This is a genomic window from Terribacillus aidingensis (assembly GCF_900215625.1).
Taxonomy (GTDB): Bacteria; Bacillota; Bacilli; order Bacillales; family Amphibacillaceae; genus Terribacillus; species Terribacillus aidingensis.
The window spans coordinates 940423-962373 of the sequence record NZ_OBEK01000001.1; the positions used below are offsets into that span (position 1 = coordinate 940423).

At 42.0% G+C, this 21951-nt stretch carries 23 protein-coding genes and 1 tRNA gene; 19 read left to right on the top strand and 5 right to left on the bottom strand.

What is annotated here, in order from left to right; all coding sequences use genetic code 11:
• Nucleotides 1-2 precede the first annotated feature (2 nt).
• From CRO17_RS04450 to CRO17_RS04460, 3 genes are all read left to right on the top strand, one after another.
• The gene (locus CRO17_RS04450) at nucleotides 3-269 is read left to right on the top strand and encodes an HPr family phosphocarrier protein (RefSeq protein WP_097039647.1); all 267 of its coding nucleotides are present in this window, start codon (nucleotides 3-5) and stop codon (nucleotides 267-269) included.
• 120 nt (nucleotides 270-389) lie between these two features.
• A complete protein-coding gene (gene sppA, locus CRO17_RS04455; RefSeq protein ID WP_097039649.1) occupies nucleotides 390-1400 on the top strand; it encodes a signal peptide peptidase SppA in 1011 nt (336 codons plus the stop codon).
• A gap of 12 nt (nucleotides 1401-1412) precedes the next feature.
• Nucleotides 1413-1985 carry an RDD family protein gene (locus CRO17_RS04460; RefSeq protein WP_097039652.1) on the top strand — a complete coding sequence of 191 codons (573 nt, stop codon included), beginning with the start codon at nucleotides 1413-1415 and terminating at the stop codon, nucleotides 1983-1985.
• A gap of 47 nt (nucleotides 1986-2032) precedes the next feature.
• Here the strand turns inward: CRO17_RS04460 and clpP are convergent, their stop codons facing one another.
• Nucleotides 2033-2620 carry an ATP-dependent Clp endopeptidase proteolytic subunit ClpP gene (gene clpP / locus CRO17_RS04465; RefSeq protein ID WP_097039654.1) on the bottom strand — a complete coding sequence of 196 codons (588 nt, stop codon included), beginning with the start codon at nucleotides 2618-2620 and terminating at the stop codon, nucleotides 2033-2035.
• Between the two features lie 296 nt (nucleotides 2621-2916).
• Between clpP and CRO17_RS04470 the strand changes: the two genes are divergently transcribed.
• Nucleotides 2917-3723, top strand: a complete 807-nt coding sequence (locus CRO17_RS04470) for a manganese catalase (RefSeq protein ID WP_097039656.1) — start codon at nucleotides 2917-2919, stop codon at nucleotides 3721-3723.
• Between the two features lie 97 nt (nucleotides 3724-3820).
• Nucleotides 3821-3896: transfer RNA gene (locus CRO17_RS04475), tRNA-Arg, on the top strand.
• A gap of 101 nt (nucleotides 3897-3997) precedes the next feature.
• Here CRO17_RS04475 and paiA read toward each other — a convergent pair.
• From paiA to CRO17_RS18100, 3 genes are all read right to left on the bottom strand, one after another.
• Entirely contained in the window at nucleotides 3998-4513 is a 516-nt protein-coding gene (gene paiA, locus CRO17_RS04480; RefSeq protein WP_097039658.1) for a spermidine/spermine N(1)-acetyltransferase, read from the bottom strand.
• Nucleotides 4514-4533: 20 nt separating this feature from the next.
• Entirely contained in the window at nucleotides 4534-4986 is a 453-nt protein-coding gene (locus CRO17_RS04485; protein WP_097039660.1) for a MarR family winged helix-turn-helix transcriptional regulator, read from the bottom strand.
• Nucleotides 4987-5507: 521 nt separating this feature from the next.
• Nucleotides 5508-5660, bottom strand: a complete 153-nt coding sequence (locus tag CRO17_RS18100) for a four-helix bundle copper-binding protein (RefSeq protein WP_483887658.1) — start codon at nucleotides 5658-5660, stop codon at nucleotides 5508-5510.
• Between the two features lie 908 nt (nucleotides 5661-6568).
• On the opposite strand from CRO17_RS18100, the gene trhA reads away from it, so the two are divergent.
• Nucleotides 6569-7216, top strand: a complete 648-nt coding sequence (gene trhA, locus CRO17_RS04490) for a PAQR family membrane homeostasis protein TrhA (RefSeq protein WP_097039662.1) — start codon at nucleotides 6569-6571, stop codon at nucleotides 7214-7216.
• A gap of 567 nt (nucleotides 7217-7783) precedes the next feature.
• Here the strand turns inward: trhA and CRO17_RS04495 are convergent.
• Nucleotides 7784-8548, bottom strand: coding sequence for a PAS domain S-box protein (locus CRO17_RS04495; RefSeq protein WP_097039664.1), 765 nt, complete (start codon nucleotides 8546-8548; stop codon nucleotides 7784-7786).
• Between the two features lie 623 nt (nucleotides 8549-9171).
• Between CRO17_RS04495 and CRO17_RS04500 the strand changes: the two genes are divergently transcribed.
• The 13 genes from CRO17_RS04500 to CRO17_RS04560 all read left to right on the top strand — a co-directional run bounded on the left by CRO17_RS04500 (nucleotide 9172) and on the right by CRO17_RS04560 (nucleotide 21943).
• The gene (locus CRO17_RS04500) at nucleotides 9172-9876 is read left to right on the top strand and encodes a GntR family transcriptional regulator (RefSeq protein ID WP_179636832.1); all 705 of its coding nucleotides are present in this window, start codon (nucleotides 9172-9174) and stop codon (nucleotides 9874-9876) included.
• Nucleotides 9877-9933: 57 nt separating this feature from the next.
• The gene (locus tag CRO17_RS04505; RefSeq protein WP_097039668.1) at nucleotides 9934-10971 is read left to right on the top strand and encodes a Gfo/Idh/MocA family protein; all 1038 of its coding nucleotides are present in this window, start codon (nucleotides 9934-9936) and stop codon (nucleotides 10969-10971) included.
• Nucleotides 10972-11011: 40 nt separating this feature from the next.
• On the top strand, nucleotides 11012-12016 hold the full coding sequence (locus CRO17_RS04510; protein ID WP_097039670.1) for a TRAP transporter substrate-binding protein: 1005 nt from the start codon (nucleotides 11012-11014) through the stop codon (nucleotides 12014-12016).
• A gap of 16 nt (nucleotides 12017-12032) precedes the next feature.
• Nucleotides 12033-12542, top strand: a complete 510-nt coding sequence (locus CRO17_RS04515) for a TRAP transporter small permease (protein ID WP_097039672.1) — start codon at nucleotides 12033-12035, stop codon at nucleotides 12540-12542.
• A 37-nt stretch (nucleotides 12543-12579) separates the two neighbouring features.
• Nucleotides 12580-13857, top strand: a complete 1278-nt coding sequence (locus CRO17_RS04520; RefSeq protein ID WP_097039674.1) for a TRAP transporter large permease — start codon at nucleotides 12580-12582, stop codon at nucleotides 13855-13857.
• A 40-nt stretch (nucleotides 13858-13897) separates the two neighbouring features.
• Entirely contained in the window at nucleotides 13898-14728 is an 831-nt protein-coding gene (locus CRO17_RS04525) for a sugar phosphate isomerase/epimerase family protein (protein WP_097039676.1), read from the top strand.
• Between the two features lie 33 nt (nucleotides 14729-14761).
• Nucleotides 14762-15589: a citryl-CoA lyase gene (locus CRO17_RS04530; RefSeq protein ID WP_097039678.1), complete on the top strand. Its 828-nt coding sequence runs from the start codon at nucleotides 14762-14764 to the stop codon at nucleotides 15587-15589.
• A gap of 5 nt (nucleotides 15590-15594) precedes the next feature.
• Nucleotides 15595-17022, top strand: coding sequence for an aldehyde dehydrogenase family protein (locus CRO17_RS04535; protein ID WP_097039680.1), 1428 nt, complete (start codon nucleotides 15595-15597; stop codon nucleotides 17020-17022).
• Nucleotides 17023-17055: 33 nt separating this feature from the next.
• A complete protein-coding gene (locus tag CRO17_RS04540; RefSeq protein WP_097039682.1) occupies nucleotides 17056-18819 on the top strand; it encodes a thiamine pyrophosphate-binding protein in 1764 nt (587 codons plus the stop codon).
• 16 nt (nucleotides 18820-18835) lie between these two features.
• Entirely contained in the window at nucleotides 18836-20029 is a 1194-nt protein-coding gene (locus CRO17_RS04545; RefSeq protein WP_097039685.1) for a CaiB/BaiF CoA transferase family protein, read from the top strand.
• A gap of 165 nt (nucleotides 20030-20194) precedes the next feature.
• Nucleotides 20195-21031, top strand: coding sequence for a manganese catalase (locus tag CRO17_RS04550; protein WP_097039687.1), 837 nt, complete (start codon nucleotides 20195-20197; stop codon nucleotides 21029-21031).
• Nucleotides 21032-21058: 27 nt separating this feature from the next.
• Complete coding sequence (locus CRO17_RS04555) at nucleotides 21059-21448, top strand: hypothetical protein (protein ID WP_218839519.1); 390 nt, start codon at nucleotides 21059-21061, stop codon at nucleotides 21446-21448.
• Between the two features lie 171 nt (nucleotides 21449-21619).
• Entirely contained in the window at nucleotides 21620-21943 is a 324-nt protein-coding gene (locus CRO17_RS04560) for a hypothetical protein (RefSeq protein ID WP_097039692.1), read from the top strand.
• Nucleotides 21944-21951 lie beyond the last annotated feature (8 nt).

Genomic DNA, 21951 nt, shown 5'->3' on the forward strand with positions numbered 1-21951 from the left:
ATGTGATTCAAAAAACGTTACGCGTCACCCTGGATACTGGCTTGCAGGCCAGACCTGCAGCGAGCTTTGTGCAGCAAGCCAATCGTTTTCACGCTTCAGTTTATTTAGAAAAAGAGAACAAGTCGGTCAATGCGAAGAGCATCATGGGATTAATGAGCCTGGCAATTGCCCAGGATGAATTGATTACCTTGAAAATCGACGGAGCAGATGAAGCGCAAGCTATGAAAGAACTTACCGCCTTCATCACAGCTCCTTCAGCAGCCAGCTGATTTTAGCAGAAAAAGTCCTGAATAATTCAGGGCTTTTTTTGCTAAATTGTGGTAATAGGTGCTATCCTAGTGTAGGCTTGTAGTGTAACATTTTTAACAGGATAGAAGGGAGATTATAATTTGAACGCAAAACGTTGGTGGGCAATTCTGATTGCAGGACTGCTGGTTATTGTTTCTATAGGATTCCAAACTTTGTTCTCAATAATCAATAGCAATTTTACAGAAGCATTTAATTCTGCAGCCGGAACCTCCTTAATGAGTGAAGAAATAATGGAAGATGGAAATCCGATGAACCGGATTGCGGTACTGCATGTCGAAGGTACCATCCAAGATACAGGAGAAGAATCGTCATCTATATTAGGCAGTGCTACATACAATCACAATACGTTTCTGGAAAGATTGGAAGCGGCAGGGCAGGATGATACAGTTGGCGGTGTCATCATTGAAGTGAACAGCCCAGGCGGCGGCGTCGTTGAAAGTGCTGAGATTCATGACAAAGTCGTTGAAATTCAAGAAGAATACGGCAAGCCAGTATATATCAGCATGGCCAACACAGCTGCGTCTGGCGGCTATTATTTATCGGCAAGCGCTAATAAGATTGTAGCGCACCCGGCAACCATAACTGGTTCTATTGGGGTTATTATGTCGACGGTAAACTATGCAGAGCTTGCAGATAAAATTGGTATTAAACAAGAAGTAATCAAAAGTGCAGAGCATAAAGATATTATGTCTGCAACAAGAGATATGACTGATGAGGAAAGAGCTATACTTCAATCAATCATCGATGATATGTATGCTGATTTCGTACAGGTCATTGTCGATGGACGCGGAATAGCGAAAGACAAAGTACGCGAATTGGGCGATGGACGAATTTATTCTGGTAAGCAGGCTTTGGATAATGGCTTAGTAGATGATTTAGGAGATTTAGAAGACACGATTGCGATGATGAAAGAAGAACAAGGACTTAAGGATGCGGAAGTATTCGAATATACAGGGGATGGCTTCGGTATGGGATCTTTCTGGGCTACAGCTGCTGAAGGGCTGTTTGTATCTGATACAGATTTGCTCGGCATCAAGGAACTGATGGGCAAATCGAATTCACCTGAAGCTATGTATCTTTACGCAGAATAGGAGGCGTTATGTATGGATAAAGATAAAAACGTGCATCCAGATGAACAAACGCCTCTTGATTCAACCGTCAGCCAAATCGAGGAACAGGAATGGACATATGAGGACAGAGAAGAAGAGGAGCATCGCGTTCACGGTGCGACAGTGCAAGATGCACCAGCAGAACATCGACGCTATGCAGGCTTCTGGATGCGTTTCTGGGCATACTTGGCAGATCTTCTTGTCGTATTTGGTTTGACAGGCTTTCTCGTTAAGCCTTTCACGATGATTGAATCCTTCCAGGAAGCAACGCTTTGGTTCTGGAGTTTGAGTGCATTTCTAAGCGGGATTGTATTTTACGCCTATTTCATATTGATGACAAAATGGCGAGGACAGACATTGGGCAAGATGATCTTAGGTCTGCGTGTCATCCGTAAAGACGGTAAACCGCTGTCTTGGCTGGATACATTTATCCGGGAAGGTGTCGGGCGCTTCATACATCGTTTCATTTTCTGGATGTTTATCGTTTATATCGTAGTAGCTTTTACACCAAAGAAACAAGGCGTACACGATTTATTCGCGGATACACTCGTGATTCATGAGAGATAAATAAATAGCCCTCCAGCTTATACAGCTGGAGGGCTATTTTTATGTTTTTATGAAGGTTTCTTTTCCATTACTTTATCAATCAAGCCATAGTTTACAGCTTGTTCAGCAGTAAGGAAGTTGTCGCGGTCTGTATCGCGCTCAATTACTTCAAGCGGCTGGCCGCTGCGCTCTGCCATGATTTCGTTCAATTTCTTTCTCATTTCGATGATACGGCGAGCATGGATTTCGATATCACTAGCTTGACCTTGTGTACCACCTAATGGCTGGTGAATCATTACTTCACTGTTAGGAAGTGCATAACGCATGCCTTTTTCACCAGCAGTTAATAGGAATGCACCCATAGATGCAGCCATGCCAATGCAGATAGTGGATACTTTTGGCTGGATGAACTGCATTGTATCATAGATAGCCATACCAGCAGTGATGGATCCGCCTGGTGAGTTGATGTATAGGGAAATATCTTTTTCCGGATCTTCTGCTGCTAAGAATAACAGCTGGGAAACGATGCTGTTGGCAACATTATCGTCAATCGCGCTGCCTAGCATGATGATTCGGTCTTTCAGTAAACGAGAGTAGATGTCGTAAGCACGCTCGCCTCGGTTTGTTTGTTCAATAACTGTAGGGATTAGATTCATGATAGATCCTCCTTTGGATATGAGCTCATTATTCTAAGTAATGACTAACCTTATCTTACCTAAAAGGTCAATAAAGGTCAAACGATAAAGCTACTTTCTTTCGACTATTCCATCCTTCCCCAGTTTCAGAGCGTGTAAACGGTTGGTGCACTGTCTTTTGTAAGTTTGACTTTTAACCGGAATTCTCCTGCCGAGTGTATATATTTCATTATGGTTACATGTAAAAATGTTGGTTTAGAATATTTTGCTAAGTGGAAAGCAAGTACCATACCAACCATTACAATAGGAGGAATAATATGTTTAGCCATCAGAAAGTACTGCAATATCCAGCAAAACCAGATAAACCAGATGCACTATTTGCAAAAAAAATTCAAGAAATCCTTGGCGGACAGTATGGTGAGATAACGGTAGCCATGCAATACTTATTCCAAGGCTGGAGTACGCGCGGCGAAGAAAAATATAAAGATTTAATTATGGATACAGCGGCTGAAGAAATCGGCCACGTCGAAATGATTGCAACGATGATTGCCCGTCTTCTGGATGGAGCACCAGTGAATGAACAAGAAGAAGCAGCAAAGGATCCTGTAATCAATGCAATTTTAGGCGGTATGAACCCGCAGCATGCCATCGTTTCCGGTTTGGGACCTCGTCCAGCAGACAGTAACGGTGTACTGTGGAATGCAGGTTACATTACAGCAAGCGGCAACTTGCTCGCAGATATGCGTTCCAATATTAATGCGGAATCGCAAGGACGCCTGCAAGTAGCGCGCCTATACGAAATGACAGAAGATAAAGGTGTCCGCGATATGCTATCCTTTTTGCTAGCACGCGACACAATGCACCAAAACCAATGGATTGCTGCTGCACGTGAATTGGAAGAGAAAAACGGCATTATCGTACCGGGTTCCTTCCCGAAAGAGCTCGAAGCAGATGGTTTCTCTCACAGCCTGCTGAACTTCTCAGAAGGCGAAGATTCCAAAGAGGGAAGCTGGGCAGCAGGACAAGCTCCTGATGGCGGCGAATTCAAATACGAATCTAAACCAAAAGCACACGGCGGCCCGCAGGAACTGCAGCCAGCACCGCAGTATGTGTATCCGAAGTAATAAAACAGGACCCGCTCAGGCGGGTCTTTTTCTATGAAAAGACTTGCGTGAAAAAGCGATTAACGATATAATAATCGTTGTCACATTAAATACGTATGCGCTCGTAGCTCAGTCGGATAGAGCGGTGGTTTCCGGTACCACGTCTGCCGGGGGTTCGAATCCCTCCGAGCGCGCTAATAAATACAGAGATAGCAAGGGTTCTGGCAGTTGCCGCCCTTGCTATTTTTTTGTCTAAAAAGAAAGCAATTTGCAAACATGAGCATTAGCACTGAAACTATATTGTTCTCTTAAAAATCAAGTCTATCTGTTCTTCATCACCCATATGAAAAGAATGAAAACCAGTTTGAACGAACCCGCTTTTTTTATAGAATTCTATTGCTTTCAGATTTTTTTCCCAAACACCTAGCCAGATTATTTTTTTATTTTGTAATGATGCAATCTTTATGGCCTCGTTTATAAGATATTTTCCTAATCCTTGTTTTTGGAAATCATTCCTTATATAAATCCTTTCTATCTCTAGGGACTCGTCGGTCATTTTCTCAGATTGAGCTTCATTTATATTTATCTTAAGATATCCAGCAAGTTTATCATCTGAATAAATGAAATAAAACGCTGAGGAGACATTAGATAGCTCGTTTTCCAATTGCTTCGTATTAAAAGCTTTCTCTAAGTAAGCTTTCATATTTTCAGTAGAATTTTGCTCTTTAAAAGTATCATTGAATGTTTCAATACTGATTACCTGTAGCAAATCTAAATCTTTATGGTTGCATCTTATCATATTTATAGACATGGACTATATCTCCTTTTGTATTAATAAATTCTTTTATTACCTTTCTTTACATACTCCCAGTCTTTTTCGGTATTTTTTCGAACTCTTTGTAGAAGTTTAAATAGAATATCTACCTCTGATTCCGTAAGTCCACTTAATGCAACTTTATTGGAAAAGTCATTTTCTCTTCTAATAAATTGGTAAGCATTGTAACCCTTATCTGTCGGGAAGAGTCTTTTGATTTTTTTATTGTTCTCATCGTCTCTTCTTTCAATAAAGCCATTCAGTGCAAGCTTCTTTATCGCACGAGCTGCAGTAGTTCTGTCTACTTTTATCATTTCTGCTAACTTCTCTTGGATTATTCCTGGCGTTTCACATATCCGAACAAGGTAAATGTATTGCCCTTTAGAAAGTTCATATTCTTTAAATTCTATATTACTAATAGAATCTAAGGCCCTGGCAATCATACCAATTTCTCTTAGAACCTCTTTCATATTAAATCCCCCTTACTAAAGTAATTGCTAAATACAATAGTAAAGAAATTATGTTGTATTTGCAACAAAGTATAATGGAGTATGATCATGATGAACAAAATTATTAGATAGTTAAATAAAAAAGTAATAATGGTTGATTTACTACCGTCGTTTTTCTAATGACTGGTTGTGGCAATGATGAATTAAATGAAATTGAAAACAGTTATGAAAAAAATACGGACCATAATCATACACACGTGGATCATGATATGAATCATTCCACTTCCGGCGACATACCAAAGCGGCTATATTAACAAACCATGTAAGGAATGGCTGCTGGTGCGGATGCATCTATTGTAGGTGCATATGAGACCTCAGCATATCATATACAAGGATAGATAACGGGGAAGAATTTAAGTCATAAATGGATTATAAAAGAGGTAATAGAAGGATATGAAAATCGGAATTATGTGCCCGTAGATGAGGTTATCGTTCATGCAGACCATATGGAAGGTACTTGCGGCTCCCTGTAGGTTTCATTTTTAAGCACAAAGATCTGTGCACTCTCTATTCATTCTAATGCACGTTACCGTCATTTTGATTTGTTCTTCCTGTAAGCATGCACCATAACAAGTATTACATGCTTCCATGCAATCTATACAAGCAGCTAAACACTCTTCATAACTTACAGGCATTTTTCTTCCTCATCGGGACTGAAATATTCATTGTTAGCATTCCGAGGTAAGGAGAAATAATAAAACTCCTTTACAACTGCACAGATTCTCCAAATTTAATTCAATAGAGCATAATGCGGGGGGAGAACAAAAAAAGAAATACTTACGCAACTTTCTTCATACCTTTTATGTAAGTTATGATTGAGTGCGTAAAATATTTTGTGTTAATACATTTCTAAACAAATAGAAAAAGGAAGACCTTTTCTAGTAGAAGTCAACACAATCAATCCAAATGTGCCATTTTACTTCAGATATGATCAAAGCTCTAGTGAAAAAGGAGGATATTTCGGAAATCTTTCGCAGCCATCTGGAGAGTGCGTAAAATACGTTGCTTCAGACAGAAGTGAAAAATATTTATCAACAGTAACACCTTTTATAACAAAAGATAATGATTCAGTATACGTATATATGTTCAGAAGTACTGCCCAAGTAAAAGATTTGATTAGCAGATTGAATCAACACTTCATCATAGCTGCAGTTATAAAATTTATTTTGTTGATGGTTACAGCAATATTTTTAACTCGGGCACTTACAAATCCATTGATTAGAATGCATTGGAGACGGACCTTGGACAGCGTTCCAAAACTTAGGGACACCAGGACTAATTTAATGGAAGTAATTTAGAGAATTGGTACTAATGATCTGCCCACTAGAACAAGGATTCTTCAAGAAATATTTCCCGGAAAAAATGGTGCGGGCAGCAAGAGATCAAGGGTCCCCAGGTAAATAATTAAGTGTAAAACTGCTTGTTTAGTGATAAGATAGAGTTGAATACTTTTTTTAAGTGTTAGCTGAGACTCCTCCTAATATATTAGTGAGTTATCAGTTGCTGCAGGAGATCATCCTCAGTAAGGAAGGGAGTAATTTATTTGGCTAGTACACACAAGTTTTCCAAAGGGGAAGAGATATCTAATTCTATTACACACGGTATCGGAGCTCTTTTAAGCGTAGCAGCTCTAGTTATTCTTATAGTTTGCGCTTCTATGTACGGTACTGTTTGGCATATAGTTAGTTTTTCTATCTTCGGCGCAACGATGCTATTGCTTTATACATCGTCTACCCTCGTGCATAGCTTCCCTGATGGAAAGGCTAAGGATATATTTGAGATACTGGACCACTCTTCTATCTATCATTTCATTGCTGGTACATATACACCATTTATGTTAGTTGCAGTGAATGGACGACTAGGGTGGACTTTGTTCGGAATAGTATGGGGAATTGCTATATTTGGCACTGTTTTCAAAGCATATTTTGTTAAGAGATATTTGTTTACCTCGACCATTTTATATTTAGTGATGGGGTGGATGATCGTTTTTGCTTGGAAACCTTTAAACGCTTCTATGAGCAATGAAGGAATTACCCTCCTCGCATTAGGAGGATTAGCCTATACAATAGGTTGTATATTTTACTTGTGGAAGATGTTTAAGCACCATCACGCCGTGTGGCACTTGTTTGTGCTTGTGGGTACAATCCTACACTTTTTCTGTGTTCTTTTTTACGTACTACCAATTAAATAGCCATCTTTTAAGAAGGCTATTTCGTGAGGATTGCTTTTTTGTATAAACTAAGGTTAAATTTACTTTTATTACGTTTACAATAGTCTATTTCGCAAAGATAGCAAGATTGTGTAATAAAAATGAAGACGAGAAGTAGCTCAGACTGCAAGCCTATTTGGTATTAACTTTCATGTTAAAACTACTCATTCATCACAAATTGCCATGAATCATTATATTTTGCGTTGAAATAACTCTCTTTTAAAAATGGAGAGTTATTTTTTACCTTTATATCGAATTGCTCTTATTAATAATAGGATATCTTGTTTAATATTCAGATGGTATTCATCTGGCATCGTTCTAAGTCATACCTTAACCGGACTAGTTCCCTATATATTAGTTTCTTTTCAGCTTTGTGCACTTAGCATTCCCCTCTAACTTATTAACTTTCCCAAATTTTTGATTTCCCCTTGAATGATAGGAAACTCGGTGAATTGTGTTTCAATTTTTCTCCCTTTACAATAACATTTTGTTCCTTCTTAACGTTGTGATAGCTCGATGAACTCACTCAAAAAGAATTCTACCTGCTAGTCATTTAATTGTATATTCTACACCTGAAAAGCGTAATGCATCCATAACACTTGAAAAAGTAATTATGCCTTCTAAATTTATTCCAAGTTCTACAACATTAATAGCTAATTGAGGTCTTAAGCCTGTTATAATGGTCTGCACTCCAAGTAAATTTAGTACATTGTTAATTCTAAAAAGGTAATCAGTAACTAAGGCATCAATCTTGTGAATACCGGAGCAGTCAATAATTAATTTGCTGACTTTATGCTTTTTCACATTCTCAGGTACAAGCTGTAAGAGTTTGGTTGCCCTGTCTTGATCTATCGCTCCTGACAAGGGAAGAACTGCTATACCGCCTAGTAGAGGCACAATTGTAGCAGTGAGTTCATTTATCTTATTATTAATTTCTCCTTGTATTTTTTCTAGCTGTTTTTTCTCTGTAAGATCTCTCACATAAGTTTGGATAGCTTTTATATTACCTATTTTAATTGGATGACAATATAACTCAACGTCAACAGATGTGCCATCCATTCTATATACTGTCTCTTCAATAATTTCTGCTGGTTTATTGTAAGCTCCGGATATTCTTTTTGTAATTGCAGGTTTAGATGTATCTTTAAATATAACTAAAGGACTCTGTCCAATTACTTCTTCCCTAGATGCTCTGAAAAAGACTTCAGCTGCTTTGTTTATATAAATTATTTTCAGTTGTGAATGTACTATTAGCGGTTCTAGGGAATATTCAATTACTTCTTTGTAATTAATATCCTCAATATTCTCATTCATCATTCTCACTCCCAAAATATAAGTTAATACAATTGATTTTCCCAATCAAGCACTAAATTATAACACTTATTGCAATAAGTAGATGCAGGTGTAAAAGTACACTTTTTATAAAGACAAGGAATATCTATATGGAATCTGTTAATGCATATAGATTCCATGAATGTTCACCATAGTTCGTAGCTCCTCAATATTGACGCCTATTGCAAGTCTATTGTCGGTAAATGCTATATCTAAAATAAAAATTGCTATCCCTTTAACAAATCATTCTGAATTACTTTCTGAAAATGTTCAACAAATAATCGCTAGTGAAGACATGACATTTGCAGAAAAAGAAAAACATTTTATTGATTAATAATCAACCTCAATCGGATATATTTAGGGCGCTCTTTTTCTAAAAGGAAAAATTTAACTCATATAGAGAAAGGGTCATCTTGCTAATTAACACACTTTTAAATGGAGCCCCTGTTTAATTCAAGATTTGTATAAATAGGCTTGCCATCCAGGAATATCTCATAGGCAGTTGCATACAGTGAAGCATGGAGCAGAACATCTACAGAAATGTTCCCGCTTGTATACTAGTATTATTTTGTCTAAACAAATTGGCAGATAAAGAGTTGATAAAATTGAATAAGTTTCCTGTTCAGCGGAAGACGTTGGCGCATGATGTGTATAAGCATCTTTATACGATGATTATTACGTTGAAACACAAGCCGGGTGACATGATTTATGAGACGGCGATTGCAGATGAGCTCGGTTTAAGCAGAACGCCTGTCAGAGAAGCGATTCATTTATTAGCTGCCGAGGGTTTTGTGCAAGTTATTCCGCAGAAAGGTATCCGTGTTAGTTTTATTTCGAAAAGAAAAGTGCAAGAAGCGTTTCAGGTTCGGGAGAGTTTGGAGGTGATTGCGTTTCAGGAAGCTGCTCGCCGGTGGGATGCATCGCTTTTACAGACAAAACGGCTTCAGACAGATGTAGCATATATATTAGATCAACAAAGAGCTGCGTCGGAAAAGAAGGATGTAGATAGTTTTTATCAGCATGATGAAATGTTCCACGATAAGATTTTAGAGATGTGCGGTAATGAGACGTTAAGTGCGATTGTGCGGCAGGTGAGAGGGCATGTAAACCGAATTCGGTACTTGGAATTCTTTGAAAGCCGGGATATGAAGCGGATCATACACGATCATGAAGAATTAATTGCCTTGATTGAGCAAAATGATGCAAACGGAGTTGTTAAGCGACTGAAGCAGCATCTTGGGAAAGCTTTTCATCACTATGACGAGATTATGGAAAAGTATAAGGATTACTTTGTAGCACAAGCTGAATAAAGCAATGATACGCGATGTAAGACTTGTATACTAGTATGCTAAAAGGAGACTAGTACGATGCAGATTGCGGTGTTAGGTTTGAATCATGGCTACACGTTTGCAAAGCAAATAAAAGAAATGAAGGGTATGACATTAGCGGCTGTAGCTGGCAATAATGCTGCTGCGATTGAGCGGGCAAATGAACTGGAAGTCCCTTTGTACCAAGATTACAAAAAGCTAATCGATCAATGTCAGCTGGATGGTGTTATTATTACCTTGCCGAATCATTTACACAAGGAAGCCGTTAAGTACTGTGCTGATCATGGTTTGCATTGTTTAGTAGAAAAACCGATTGCTGACACAACGGATGCTGCGCGTGAGATGATTGATTATTGCAAGCAAAAGCAAGTAAAGCTTATGGTTGGGCATCATCGACGGTTTTCTGACAAAATCAATCACCTGAAGCAGTTGCTGGCTAGCGGCATAATTGGTGAGTTAGTCGGGGTGAATATGGTGTGGGCGCTTGCTAAGGATCGGAACTACTATAAAGAAGCTTGGCGTATTAAAGCAAGTGGCGGCCCATTATTAATTAATGGGATTCATGATTTGGATAATTTACTTCATGTAACAAACCTTGAAATTGAAAGCGCTTACGCAGTTGCGCGCAATAAAATACGTGGGTTTGAAGTAGAAGATGCTGTAACAGCAATTCTAGAAGCGTCAGATGGAACAGTTATTAACTACTTCCTCACGGATGGTGTTCCTTCGCCGTGGTCTTATGAATTTAATGTGATGGAAAACCCGATTTATCATTTTTATGAAGAAGACTGCTATCATTTTTTCGGCACAAAAGGAAGCTTGGCATTTCCTAGCTTTCGCTGCTTCCGATACAGTGAAGAAGATCAATATGGGTGGAAGCATGCGCTAACAGAAGAACGTTTTCCCCTGGAAGCCGCAGCTGATCCGATTACTGCTGAATTGGAGCACTTTGAAGCAGTATTAAAAGGTGGTATTGCGCCGCGCGTAACAGGTGAAGAAGGTCTAAAAACGTTAGAAATACTAGAGGCAGTCAACCTCTCTGTTCAAGAGAAGCGAAAGGTCAGCCTTCATGAGTGAATAACCAAATCCAATTTATGCAGAAGAAAGTGGGGGTTGCATGAAACGATTGATGGTGTTTTTGTCATTGTTAAGTATTGTACTATTTGTAAGCGCTTGCAACGGGGATTCTGCTGCAGACAAAGAAGTCAAGGTAATGCGACTGGCAAACGCAACGCCAGATGATCGCTCGCTCAGTAAAGCGATGTATTTATTTGAAGAAAGGCTGGAAGAAAAGACAAATGGTTCGATTGATGTAGAAGTATTTACGAATAGTGTGATTGGCGGAGACAGAGAGATTTTTGAGGGGTTGCAGCTGAACACGATTCAAGGTGCTTCCATGTCAACAGGGCCGATTGCACAGTTTGCAGATGATTTCAATGTGATGGATCTTCCTTTCTTGTTCGCCAATGAAGAAGAGGCCTACCGCGTGTTAGATGGAGAAGTAGGAGAACGTCTTTTGGATGAATTAGATGAGCAAAACGTGGTTGGTCTGAATTATTGGGAAAATGGATTTCGGCTGCTTAGCAATAATGTACGAGAAGTGCAAACGGTAGAAGATGTAAAAGGCATCGATATCCGTACATTGGAAAATGAGTGGCATATGAACCTTTGGAGTGAGCTTGGTGCAAATCCAACGCCAATGAACTACGGCGAATTGTATATAGGATTGGAACAAGGGACAGTTGATGCCCAAGAAAATCCTGCAGGAAATGTAGTGAACAGTCATTTTTATGAAGTACAGGATTACCTTACGGTGACAAATCATATCTACAATGCAAGCCCATTTATGGTGAGTAAGCCATTCTGGGAGTCGCTTACCGAAAAGGAGAAAAGTGCTGTTAAAGAAATAGCGGATGAAGTACAGCAGGAGCAGCGCCAAATGAATCAGCAAGAGCAAGAGGAAAGCTTCGCGTTTTTGAAAGACAAAGGAATGAAGATAACCGAGTTAAGTGAGGAAGAAATGGATCGTTTCAGAGAAGAAACACAACAAGTACGCGAAAGCTACAAAGCGGAGTATGGAGATGAATGGCTGAAACAGATAGAAGCGGAAGCCACCAAATAAGGTGAAGGAGGTAACTATGAAGCCTATACGATGGTTGAACCGATATGCAGAAGAAAGCATGATGGTGTTTTTGCTGAGTGTCATGGTAGTTATTATTACGGCACAAGTTGGGATGCGGTTTATTCTTGGTTCATCGATTGGCTGGTCAGAAGAATTGGCAAGGTATTGTTTTATCTGGCTTGTCTTTATCGGAATCAGCTATGGCGTGAAAATGCAGCGGCATATAAGGATAGATGCATTCTTACGATTATTACATGCCAAACAGCAGCTAAAACTTGAAATGGTAGTGAATGTTTTGTTTCTTCTGTTCGCCATCTTTCTGCTTATTTACGGCGGGAAGATCAGCACACAAATTTTAATGTGGGGCCAGCGTTCTCCAGCACTGCAAGTAAATATGGGGCTGGTTTATATGGCAGCACCTGTTGCGATGCTTTTAACTTCTTTACGTTTAACGCAGCAGCTGCTTCTGCAATGCAAGTCACTTCGAACTGCAGCACTGCAACAAAAGAATCAGAAACAAGTGTAAACGAGTGCTGAAAACAAGCTGACAAGGAGAGTGAAAAATGACGGCAATCGTTATGTTTGTAAGCTTTGGTCTCTTATTGCTGTTAAGTGTCCCAATTGGGATCGCATTAGTCTTGGCTTGTATTGCGACAATTGTAGCAGCTCAGGACATATCCTTCGCATTTTTGGCACAAAGTCTCATCACGTCGGTAGATTCATTCCCCATTATGGCTGTGCCGTTTTTTATCCTAGCCGGCGAAATAATGGGCAAGGGAGGCCTTTCCAAGCGACTAATCAATGTTGCAGAGTCGATTGTTGGCAATGTTACTGGGGGTGTGGCAATGACGGCAATTATCACCTGCTTGTTCTTTGCAGCAATATCCGGTTCTGGTCCGGCGACAGTTGCAGCTGTCGGAGGGATAATGATTCCGATGATGGCAGAGATGGGTTACAGCAGACGATTTGCGGCTGGTATCGTTGCTGCAGCAGGTACATTAGGCGTTATTCTGCCTCCAAGTATTCCCATGATTGTATATGGCGTAACGAGCGGCACATCTGTTGGGGATTTATTTATCTCCGGCATCTTTCCAAGTATTTTGATTGCTATCTTGCTCATGATTTACGTTTATTTCTACGCAAAGAAAAAAGGCTACAGCGGAACAGGAGAGCGGTTCCAAATCAAGCGTGTGCTGCGTGCAGTTTGGGATGCCAAATGGGCGCTGCTAGTGCCGGTGGTAATCTTGGGCGGTATTTATGGCGGGTACTTTACGCCAACAGAAGCTGCAGTTGTGGCAGTTGCGTATGGTTTAGTTGCGGGTGTATTGCTATATAGAGAGCTGAAGTTGAATGATTTATATGAAGTGTTTCGAAATGCTGCTTTGACGACTGCAACGATTATGCTGATTATTGGTGCTGCAACTGCATTCGGGAAAGTAATGATTTTGGAGCAAATGCCAGCGCGCATTGCGAATGCCATGCTGTCTGTTTCGGATAATCCAGTGATACTCATTTCCCTCGTGGTTATCATGCTGCTTTTGATTGGAATGGTGATGGACACAACAGCAGCAATTATCATCTTCACTCCGCTGTTAGTTCCAGTTGGCATGGAGCTTGGTTTTGATCCTGTCCAGTTTGGGATGATGATTATTTTAGCACTAGTAATTGGCTTTATTACGCCTCCGATTGGCGTGAACTTATTTGTTGCTAGTGAAATATCTGGTTTATCTATTATGAAAATCTCAAAAGCGATCGTTCCTTATATTGTAGTCATGCTCGTAGCACTGCTTCTCGTCATCTTGATTCCAGACCTCACATTGCTGTTTCTAGGCGGCAAATAAGCAGTACGAATGACCGTAAATATAGAAAGGTTGGTTGTTAGTGAGAAATCAATTTTCTTTAGCACATCTGACAGCTTTGGCTTGTCCTCCTCCTAGGCTGACTTATATTGCCGCTCGGGCAGGCTATGATTTTGTGAGTATCAGACCTATTGCGATGAAGTTAAAGAATGAACCAGATTACAATCTCGCAAAAAATAAGTCGATGCTGCGCGATACCAAGACTGCGCTCCGTCAAACTGGTTTACAAGTGCTAGATATTGAACTGGCTAAAATAGAGGACGGCATGGAACCGAAACAATATGAACCTGCTTTTGAAGTCGGAGCAGAGCTGGGCGCACGGCATGTGCTGTGCAGTGTGTGGACGGATGATGAAGTATTTGCGAACGAGCGTTTTATTGAGCTATGTGAACTGGCTAAACACTACCAATTGACGATTGAATTGGAATTTGTACCGGTGGCTTCCGTGGCGACGTTAAAGCAAGCGGTCCGCATGCTGCAAGCAGCTGCACAAGATAATGCAGGTCTGATGATTGATGCCCATCACTTTCATCGTTCAAAGGAAAATGTAGGCGATATCAAAAGGATACCAGCATCTTGGTTTCATATGTTTCACTTATGCGACGCTGTGAAAGAGATTCCATCTGCGAAAGAGCAGATGCTAAAGATTATGAGGGAAGAACGTCTCTACATTGGCGAAGGCGGCATCCCAATAAAAGAGATCTTGCAGCAAATCCCCAAAATCCCCTATTCGCTTGAAATCCCGCATCTGCAGCGAGTGAAGGAATTAGGGTTTGAGGAGTATGCCAGAAGGTGTTTAGTGTCAGCTAAAAAATATATCAGTCTGTTTCAGGACGATGTAAACATATCCTAGTATACAAGTATTTTAGATTGAAGGAGTGAAAGGATGAACGGTCGAAGTGCGTTAGAGCATTACAAAAACGGAGGCGCTTGGTGGGAAACAGAGATTAGCGATATTAAGAAAAATGAGATTGTACTGCGCGGAAAGCGAGTGGAAGATCTAATTGGCAATGTGTCGTACAGTCAAATGCTGTATTTCCTGTTAGTAGGAAAAGATTTGACCGAAGCACAAGCTGCTTTGTTTGAAAGTGTGCTTGTCGCTGGAGCTGATCATGGCCCGCGTGCTCCTTCGATAGCAGCAGCAAGAATGGCGGCAACATGCGGTGTGTCGTTTAATTCAGCTGTTGCCACAGGCATCAATATGCTCGGTGATATCCATGGAGGAGCTGTAGAAGGCGCGATGGCATTATTGTATAAGACGAAAGCAGAGATTGCGACCAATCCAAATGCAGTGGCGGATAACTTGCAGCTATTCCTTGCAGCAGGTGAGAAGCTACCCGGATTCGGTCACCAGCTGCATGATCATGATCCGCGAGTGAACCGATTGTACGAAGTATCGCAGCAAGTAATACACAACGGAGAAATCAGCGGCAGTTATCTTACTATATTGGAGAAATACCGCCAAGCTATTTCCGAACAAAAGAAACGCACCTTTACCATCAATGTGGATGGCATTTCGGCAGCTATTCAATGTGAGCTGGGAATACCGGCAGAAGCAGCGAAAGGCGTCTTCGCCCTTTCACGGGGGATGGGAATTGTGGCACATGCATATGAAGAATTAAAGCAAGGGTCGTTGATTAAGGGGCCATGTCCGAATGATGCGCATCTTGTGCGTTATACAGGAGAAGTTCCGGAAAACGAGCCAAAGGAGTGATAAAGATGCGAAAGGCAAGACCTTATGTGAATGGCGTATGGATTGATGATGATCGAAAAGCCACACCTGTACTTGGTCCTTATCAGAATGCATGCGTCGGAGTCCAATTGGCGGCAAATGAGGCAGAAGTGGAGGGAGCATTACAAGCAGCACATACGTATAAAAAACAAATGGCTGCTCTGTCTCCGGCATTCCGAGCGAAGGTGCTGTACCGGGCTGCCGAACTGCTGGAAGCACGCAAAGAGGAGTTTGCAACGTTAATTGCCAAAGAAGTTGGAAAGGCGCTGAAAAATACGCGAGATGAAGTGGCTCGGTCCATCGAAACATTGCAGCTTTCTGCTGAAGAAGCGAAACGACTATTCGGAGAAACTTTGCCAGGAGGCGCTTCCGAGCGAGGCTTCTCATCGATGGCATTAACATTTCGTATACCTGTTGGCGTGGTGGCTGCGATTACGCCGTTTAATGCCCCGCTTAACTTGATTTGCCACAAAATCGGACCAAGTTTTGCTGCTGGCAATGTCACTATTGTCAAGCCGGCTCCGCAAACTCCTTTAATTGCGACGGCATTAATAGAATTACTGCTAGAAGCCGGCATGCCAGCACAAGCGATTCATATGGTGTTAGGCGGAAAGGAAATCGGCGAACAACTCGTTCAAGATGATCGTGTGAATCTTGTTTCTTTTACCGGAGGTGTTCCTGGCGGCAGGCAGATCAGCAAGACTGCCGGTATGAAAAAGGTGTTATTAGAACTTGGCGGAAATGCCGGAACGATTGTGCATAAAGATGCCAATATCGAGCGGGCAGCCGCTATTTGTGCGAAAACCGGATTCAGCAATGCTGGGCAAAGCTGTATATCCGTCCAGCGGATTTATGTGCATGAAAAGGTATTGGATGAATTTACAGCATTGCTGAAACAGCATACAGCAGCACTTATTGTAGGCAACCCCGAAGATGAACAGACGGATGTCGGGTGCGTCGTTAACAGACAAACTGCGGAGCGTGTGCGTGACTGGCTGGATGAAGCGGTAGCGGAAGGAGCTGAACTTCTGTATGGGGGAAAGGTAACCGGTGCTTCCGTTCAGCCTGCGATTTTGTTTAAACCGAAAAAACAAAGCAAGGTCGTTTGTCAGGAAGTGTTTGGGCCAGTTGTCAGTGTGCTGCCTTATCGCGACATAGACGAAGCGATCCAAGAAGTGAATGATTCAGAATTTGGCTTGCAAGCCGGTATCTTTTCAAACTCGCTTGAGGTAATTAGAAAGGCAGCGATTGAACTGGAGGTTGGCGGTGTTGTCGTGAATGGATCATCGAATTTCCGACTAGATCACTGGCCTTATGGCGGTATTAAGAATAGCGGAATTGGCAGAGAAGGTCCAAGATTTGCTGCTGAAGAGATGACAGAAATGAAGATGGTCGTGCTGCAAGATTTGTTATAAGCGAAAGAGGAAGAACGAGAGGAGATACGTATTGTGAAAAAGCTAATCTCAGAACAGTTAGTCACTTACTTGGAATCTCGTGGTATAAAGCATATTTTCGGGTTGTGCGGACATACGAATATCGCGGTTTTAGCGGAATTGGAAAAAAGCAACATCAAGTTTATTAATGTGCGCCATGAGCAAATTGCCTCGCATGCTGCTGACGGATATGCCAGGGTGACGAAAAAAGCAGCTGTCGTCCTGAGTCATTTAGGACCTGGTTTAACGAACGCGGCGACTGGTGTTGCGAATGCTGCATTGGACTCGATACCAATGGTAGTCATCGCCGGAGATGTGCCGAGCTATTATTACGGAAAACACCCGCATCAAGAAGTGAATTTGCACGCCGACGGTGCACAATATGAAATTTATCGTCCATTTGTCAAACGTGCTTGGCGCGTAGATCAAGCAGAACTGTTCCCGGAAATTCTGCAAAAGGCCTTTCAGCTGGCAGAAAGCGGCCGCCCAGGTCCGGTCTTGGTATCTGTACCGATGGATATTTTTTCGACCAAGATAGAAGAAGAAAATTTCCGTCTGCTGCAGCATCATACGCAAGTTGTAGAAAAACCAGCATTAGATGAAGAAACTGCTGCGCGCATCGTGGAAAAATTAGCAAAAGCCCAACGTCCTGTGTTGTATGCCGGTGGAGGCATCATTCTCGCTGATGCTGCTGAGGAGCTGCGTCAGTTTGTGGAACATATGAATATTCCAGTTGCACATAGCTTAATGGGAAAAGGCGTGCTGCCGGACGATCATGAATTAACATTAGGGATGACAGGTTTCTGGGGAACGAGCTTCATTAATGAACAAACAAAACATGCTGATTATCTATTTGGCGCAGGAACACGCTTTTCAGAAGCTGATTCCAGCTCTTGGTACAACGATGTTACTTTTGATTTTCCAAAAACCAAGCTGATTCATATTGATATAGATGCAAGTGAGATTGGCCGCAACTATCCAGTTGAAATCGGAGCAGTTGCTGATCTGAAGAAAGCCTTTACCGCTTTAAACCGCGTAGCTAAGCGTTTGTATCCAAACAGGATCCAGCGCAACGAGCAGTTGAAAAAGGAGATTATCCACTATCGCCAAACGCTGCGCGAGCGTATTTCAGAAAATGTGAACAGCGCAGATTTTCCAATGAAGCCAGAACGTATTTTGGCAGACGTACGGAGAGTGCTGCCGCGTGACGCTTACATTACGACGGACGTTGGCTGGAATAAGAATGGTGTGGGCCAGCAATTTCCTATCTATACACCAGGTTCTATCTTAACGCCAGGCGGTTTTGCAACAATGGGATTCGGCAGTTCCGCCGCACTCGGAGCGAAGCTAGCCGATTCGGAAAAGGTTGTCGTTTCACTGATAGGTGATGGAGGATTCGGCCAAAATCCATCGGTACTTGCAACAGCAAAGGAAGAAAATATTCCAGTCGTTTGGGTTGTGATGAATAATAGTGCTTTCGGAACGATCGCAGGCTTGGAAATGGCGCATTATGATACGACATTTGGTACGAGATTCCAAAGTGATGGTAAAAGCTATTCGCCTGACTTCGCAGCAATTGCACAAGGATACGGTATAAAAGGAATCAAAATTGACAGTGCAGAGCAATTCCAAGTTGCGTTAAAAGAAGCAATCGCCGCTAACGAACCAATTGTTATTGATGTAGCTATGAAAAATGAGCCGGTTCCGACTGATGGAAAATGGAATATCAATGACATTTATTCGCCCGATGATGATAAGTCTCATGTTAGCATTCCATAAAAAAGGAGGCAGCAATATGCCCACACCTTTAGAAGGTGTCAAAGTGCTGGATGTCTCCACTATGATAGCTGCACCATTCGGCACAGCATTGTTAGGTGATTTTGGAGCGGATGTGACGAAAGTCGAAATTCCTGGCAGAGGAGATACGTCGAGAAGTGTCGGTCCATTTAAAGGGGATGAGCCTTTGCGCTGGCCAGGGTTATCCCGTAATAAAAAGTCTCTCACACTTGATCTGCATAAAGCAGCGGGTGTTGAAATCATGAAGAAGCTGGCCGCCACACATGATATTTTGGTAGAGAATTTTCGTCCAGGAACATTGGAAAAATGGGGCGTAGGCTATGATGTCTTAAAAGAAATTAATCCTGATCTGATTATGATTCGTGTGTCAGGTTATGGTCAGACCGGGCCTTACCGGGAAAAAGCTGGCTTCGGAACGCCAGCTACAGCGTTCAGCGGTTATACGTATTTGCAAGGTTTCACCGATCGGCATCCGGTAAGCCCGCCGTTTTCGCTGACAGATTATATTTGCGGCATCTATGTTGCTTTTGCGGCTGTTACCGCGTTATACCATCGAGAAACAGCAGAATCGGGAACAGGCCAGATGATTGATGTAGCTCTTTATGAATCGGTGTTCCGTATGATGGAGTTTCTCGTGGCGGAATATGATCAGCTGGGCAAAATACGTGAACGCTCCCCTGGGCTAGCGGGGCATTCCTCTCCATCTGGGACATTCAAAACAAAAGATGATCACTGGGTTGTTCTTGTGACGAGCACCGATACGACCTTTAATCGACTGGCAGCAGTCATGAATCGGAATGATTTGCTGACAGATACGCGCTACTATACAAATGCCAGTCGTTTGGAAAACAATGAAGCAATGAATCAAATTGTTGCTGATTGGATCAGCGAGCATGAACGAGAGGAACTATTGGAAAAGCTGGATGCAGCAGGTGTACCGATCAGCCCGGTATTAAGCGTTGCCGACATCTTTCAAAATGAGCAGTACCAAGCGCGTGAGAATATAGTAGAAGTAAAGCATCCACGACTAGGCAGCATTAAAGTCCCGGGGATTGTTCCGAAGTTCGAAAAGACACCGGGCAGCATTCGCTCCATTGCTCCGGATTTAGGGGAGAATAATGAAACTATTTTACAAAGTTTAGGTTATTCTTCTGACCAGATTAAAGCATTCAAGCAAAACGGCGTTATATAAGCAAACAAAAGAAGCTGAGCAGGATGCCGGCTTCTTTTGCAGTTTTATCGGTCAAGGGTTCACTAATTACAAAAACTGCTTGTACTGCTGCTTCGTGGTGCATAATCACTGATTTGGGCGCATAAAATTCTGCGTTGGGAAAAATACGAAAGAGGTGGGCAAAGCATGTTTTATCACATCAAAGAGCTGCAATATCAAGCTAAGCCATCCAAGCCGGATCCGGTTTTCGCAAGACAGCTGCAAGAAGTATTGGGCGGACAGTACGGTGAAATCTCTGTTATGATGCAGTATTTGATGCAAGGGATGAACACGCGTTGTGAGGATAAATATAGAGATCTGCTATTTGATACAGGAACAGAAGAAATGGCGCATGTAGAAATGCTGGCAACAATGATTGCACGTTTGCTTGATGATGCGCCGTTTGAGGATCAAAAGAATGCCTATGAAACAGATCCTGCATTAAATGCTATCCTAGGCGGAACGAATCCGCAGCATGGTATCGTTGCTGGTCTTGGAGCGATGGCGGCGGATGCAGCTGGTTACCCTTGGAATGCGAAGTATATTATCTCCAGCGGAAACCTTCTCGCTGACTTCCGTGCCAACTTGAACGCGGAATCGCAAGGCCGTTTGCAAGTTACACGCCTTTATGGCATGACGGATGATCCTGGCGTGCGTGATATGCTGTCTTTTCTGATTGCTCGTGATACAATGCATCAAAACCAGTGGGTTGCCGCTATTAAAGAACTAGAAGAGCGAGAAGGGGATATCGTTGTGCCAACTACATTCCCAAGAAGCTTGGAGAAAAATGAAGTGGCGTATACATTGTTTAACTTCTCTCGCGGTGATGCTAGTTCCAAAGGCCGCTGGGCACACGGTCCGAGTATGGATGGCAGAGGACAGTTTAATTATGTAGCAGAGCCAGAGCCGTTTGGTCCAGCGCCAAAACTGAAGCCAGCTCCTTTTCTCTATCATGATACAATGCCGCCAAAATCAATGATGTAATTTGAAGATGCACAGGCACAGGGGCTTGTGCGTCTTTTTTATTTGGGTTACAACCAACAGCACGTTACTTCTTGTCCGCGCAATATGCTGTACACTTGCGGCTCAACGTATAATACGGAAATTGAAGATGTAATAGCATTAGAGAATGAAAATCGCTCGGACGAAGGGCAAGACCTGGATCTGACAAGAGATGAATCGGATTTTTACGTGTATGCTGGCGGCAGTGATGTAGAGTTGCTTTATAATCATGCCAATGGAGAAGAACAGCAGATTGTATACGAAGAAATGGATGGCGGCGATTATACACGGCATGCAGGAATGCCAGCAGAAGTGGCTAACCTGACAAATGAATACGAAGAGCAAACAGATAAACAGATAGGCGGGTTTCAGCAGAATACCGTCTTTTTTATTGTTTGAAATAAATATAGAAGGAATTATCCATTCCAGAATGCTGTACTGTCCCTCTTTTTACTCTGCTGTACATCAAATTCCATGTATGCCCTCGGTCACTTACACCATACACGCTTAGAAGTGGCTGCATACCTTATAACTGTAAGACGAAAACAAAAAACCAAGGAGGAATGACCGATGGGTAAAGATTGGGAAAGAAAGGATAAATATGAAGGAGGAAACCAGACAATGAGCTACAACCGTGAGAATGAAGAGACGTACCGTGTGGAAGCAGAGAGCGATTCAGAAAGCAAATCTAAAAACTTCAACTATGCACGAGTAGAAGACAGCGGTAATTCTTATGTTGATGTTCGAGTAAGAGCACATGCTGACGTTGAAGAAGATATCGAATTTGAGAACGGCGAGGAAAACGGCGAAGGCGAAAACGGTCATAAAAAAAAGAAAGATAAATGCAAAAAGCATGATAAGTGTAAAGGTAACCACGGCCACGGCCGCAACTAAATGGAAAA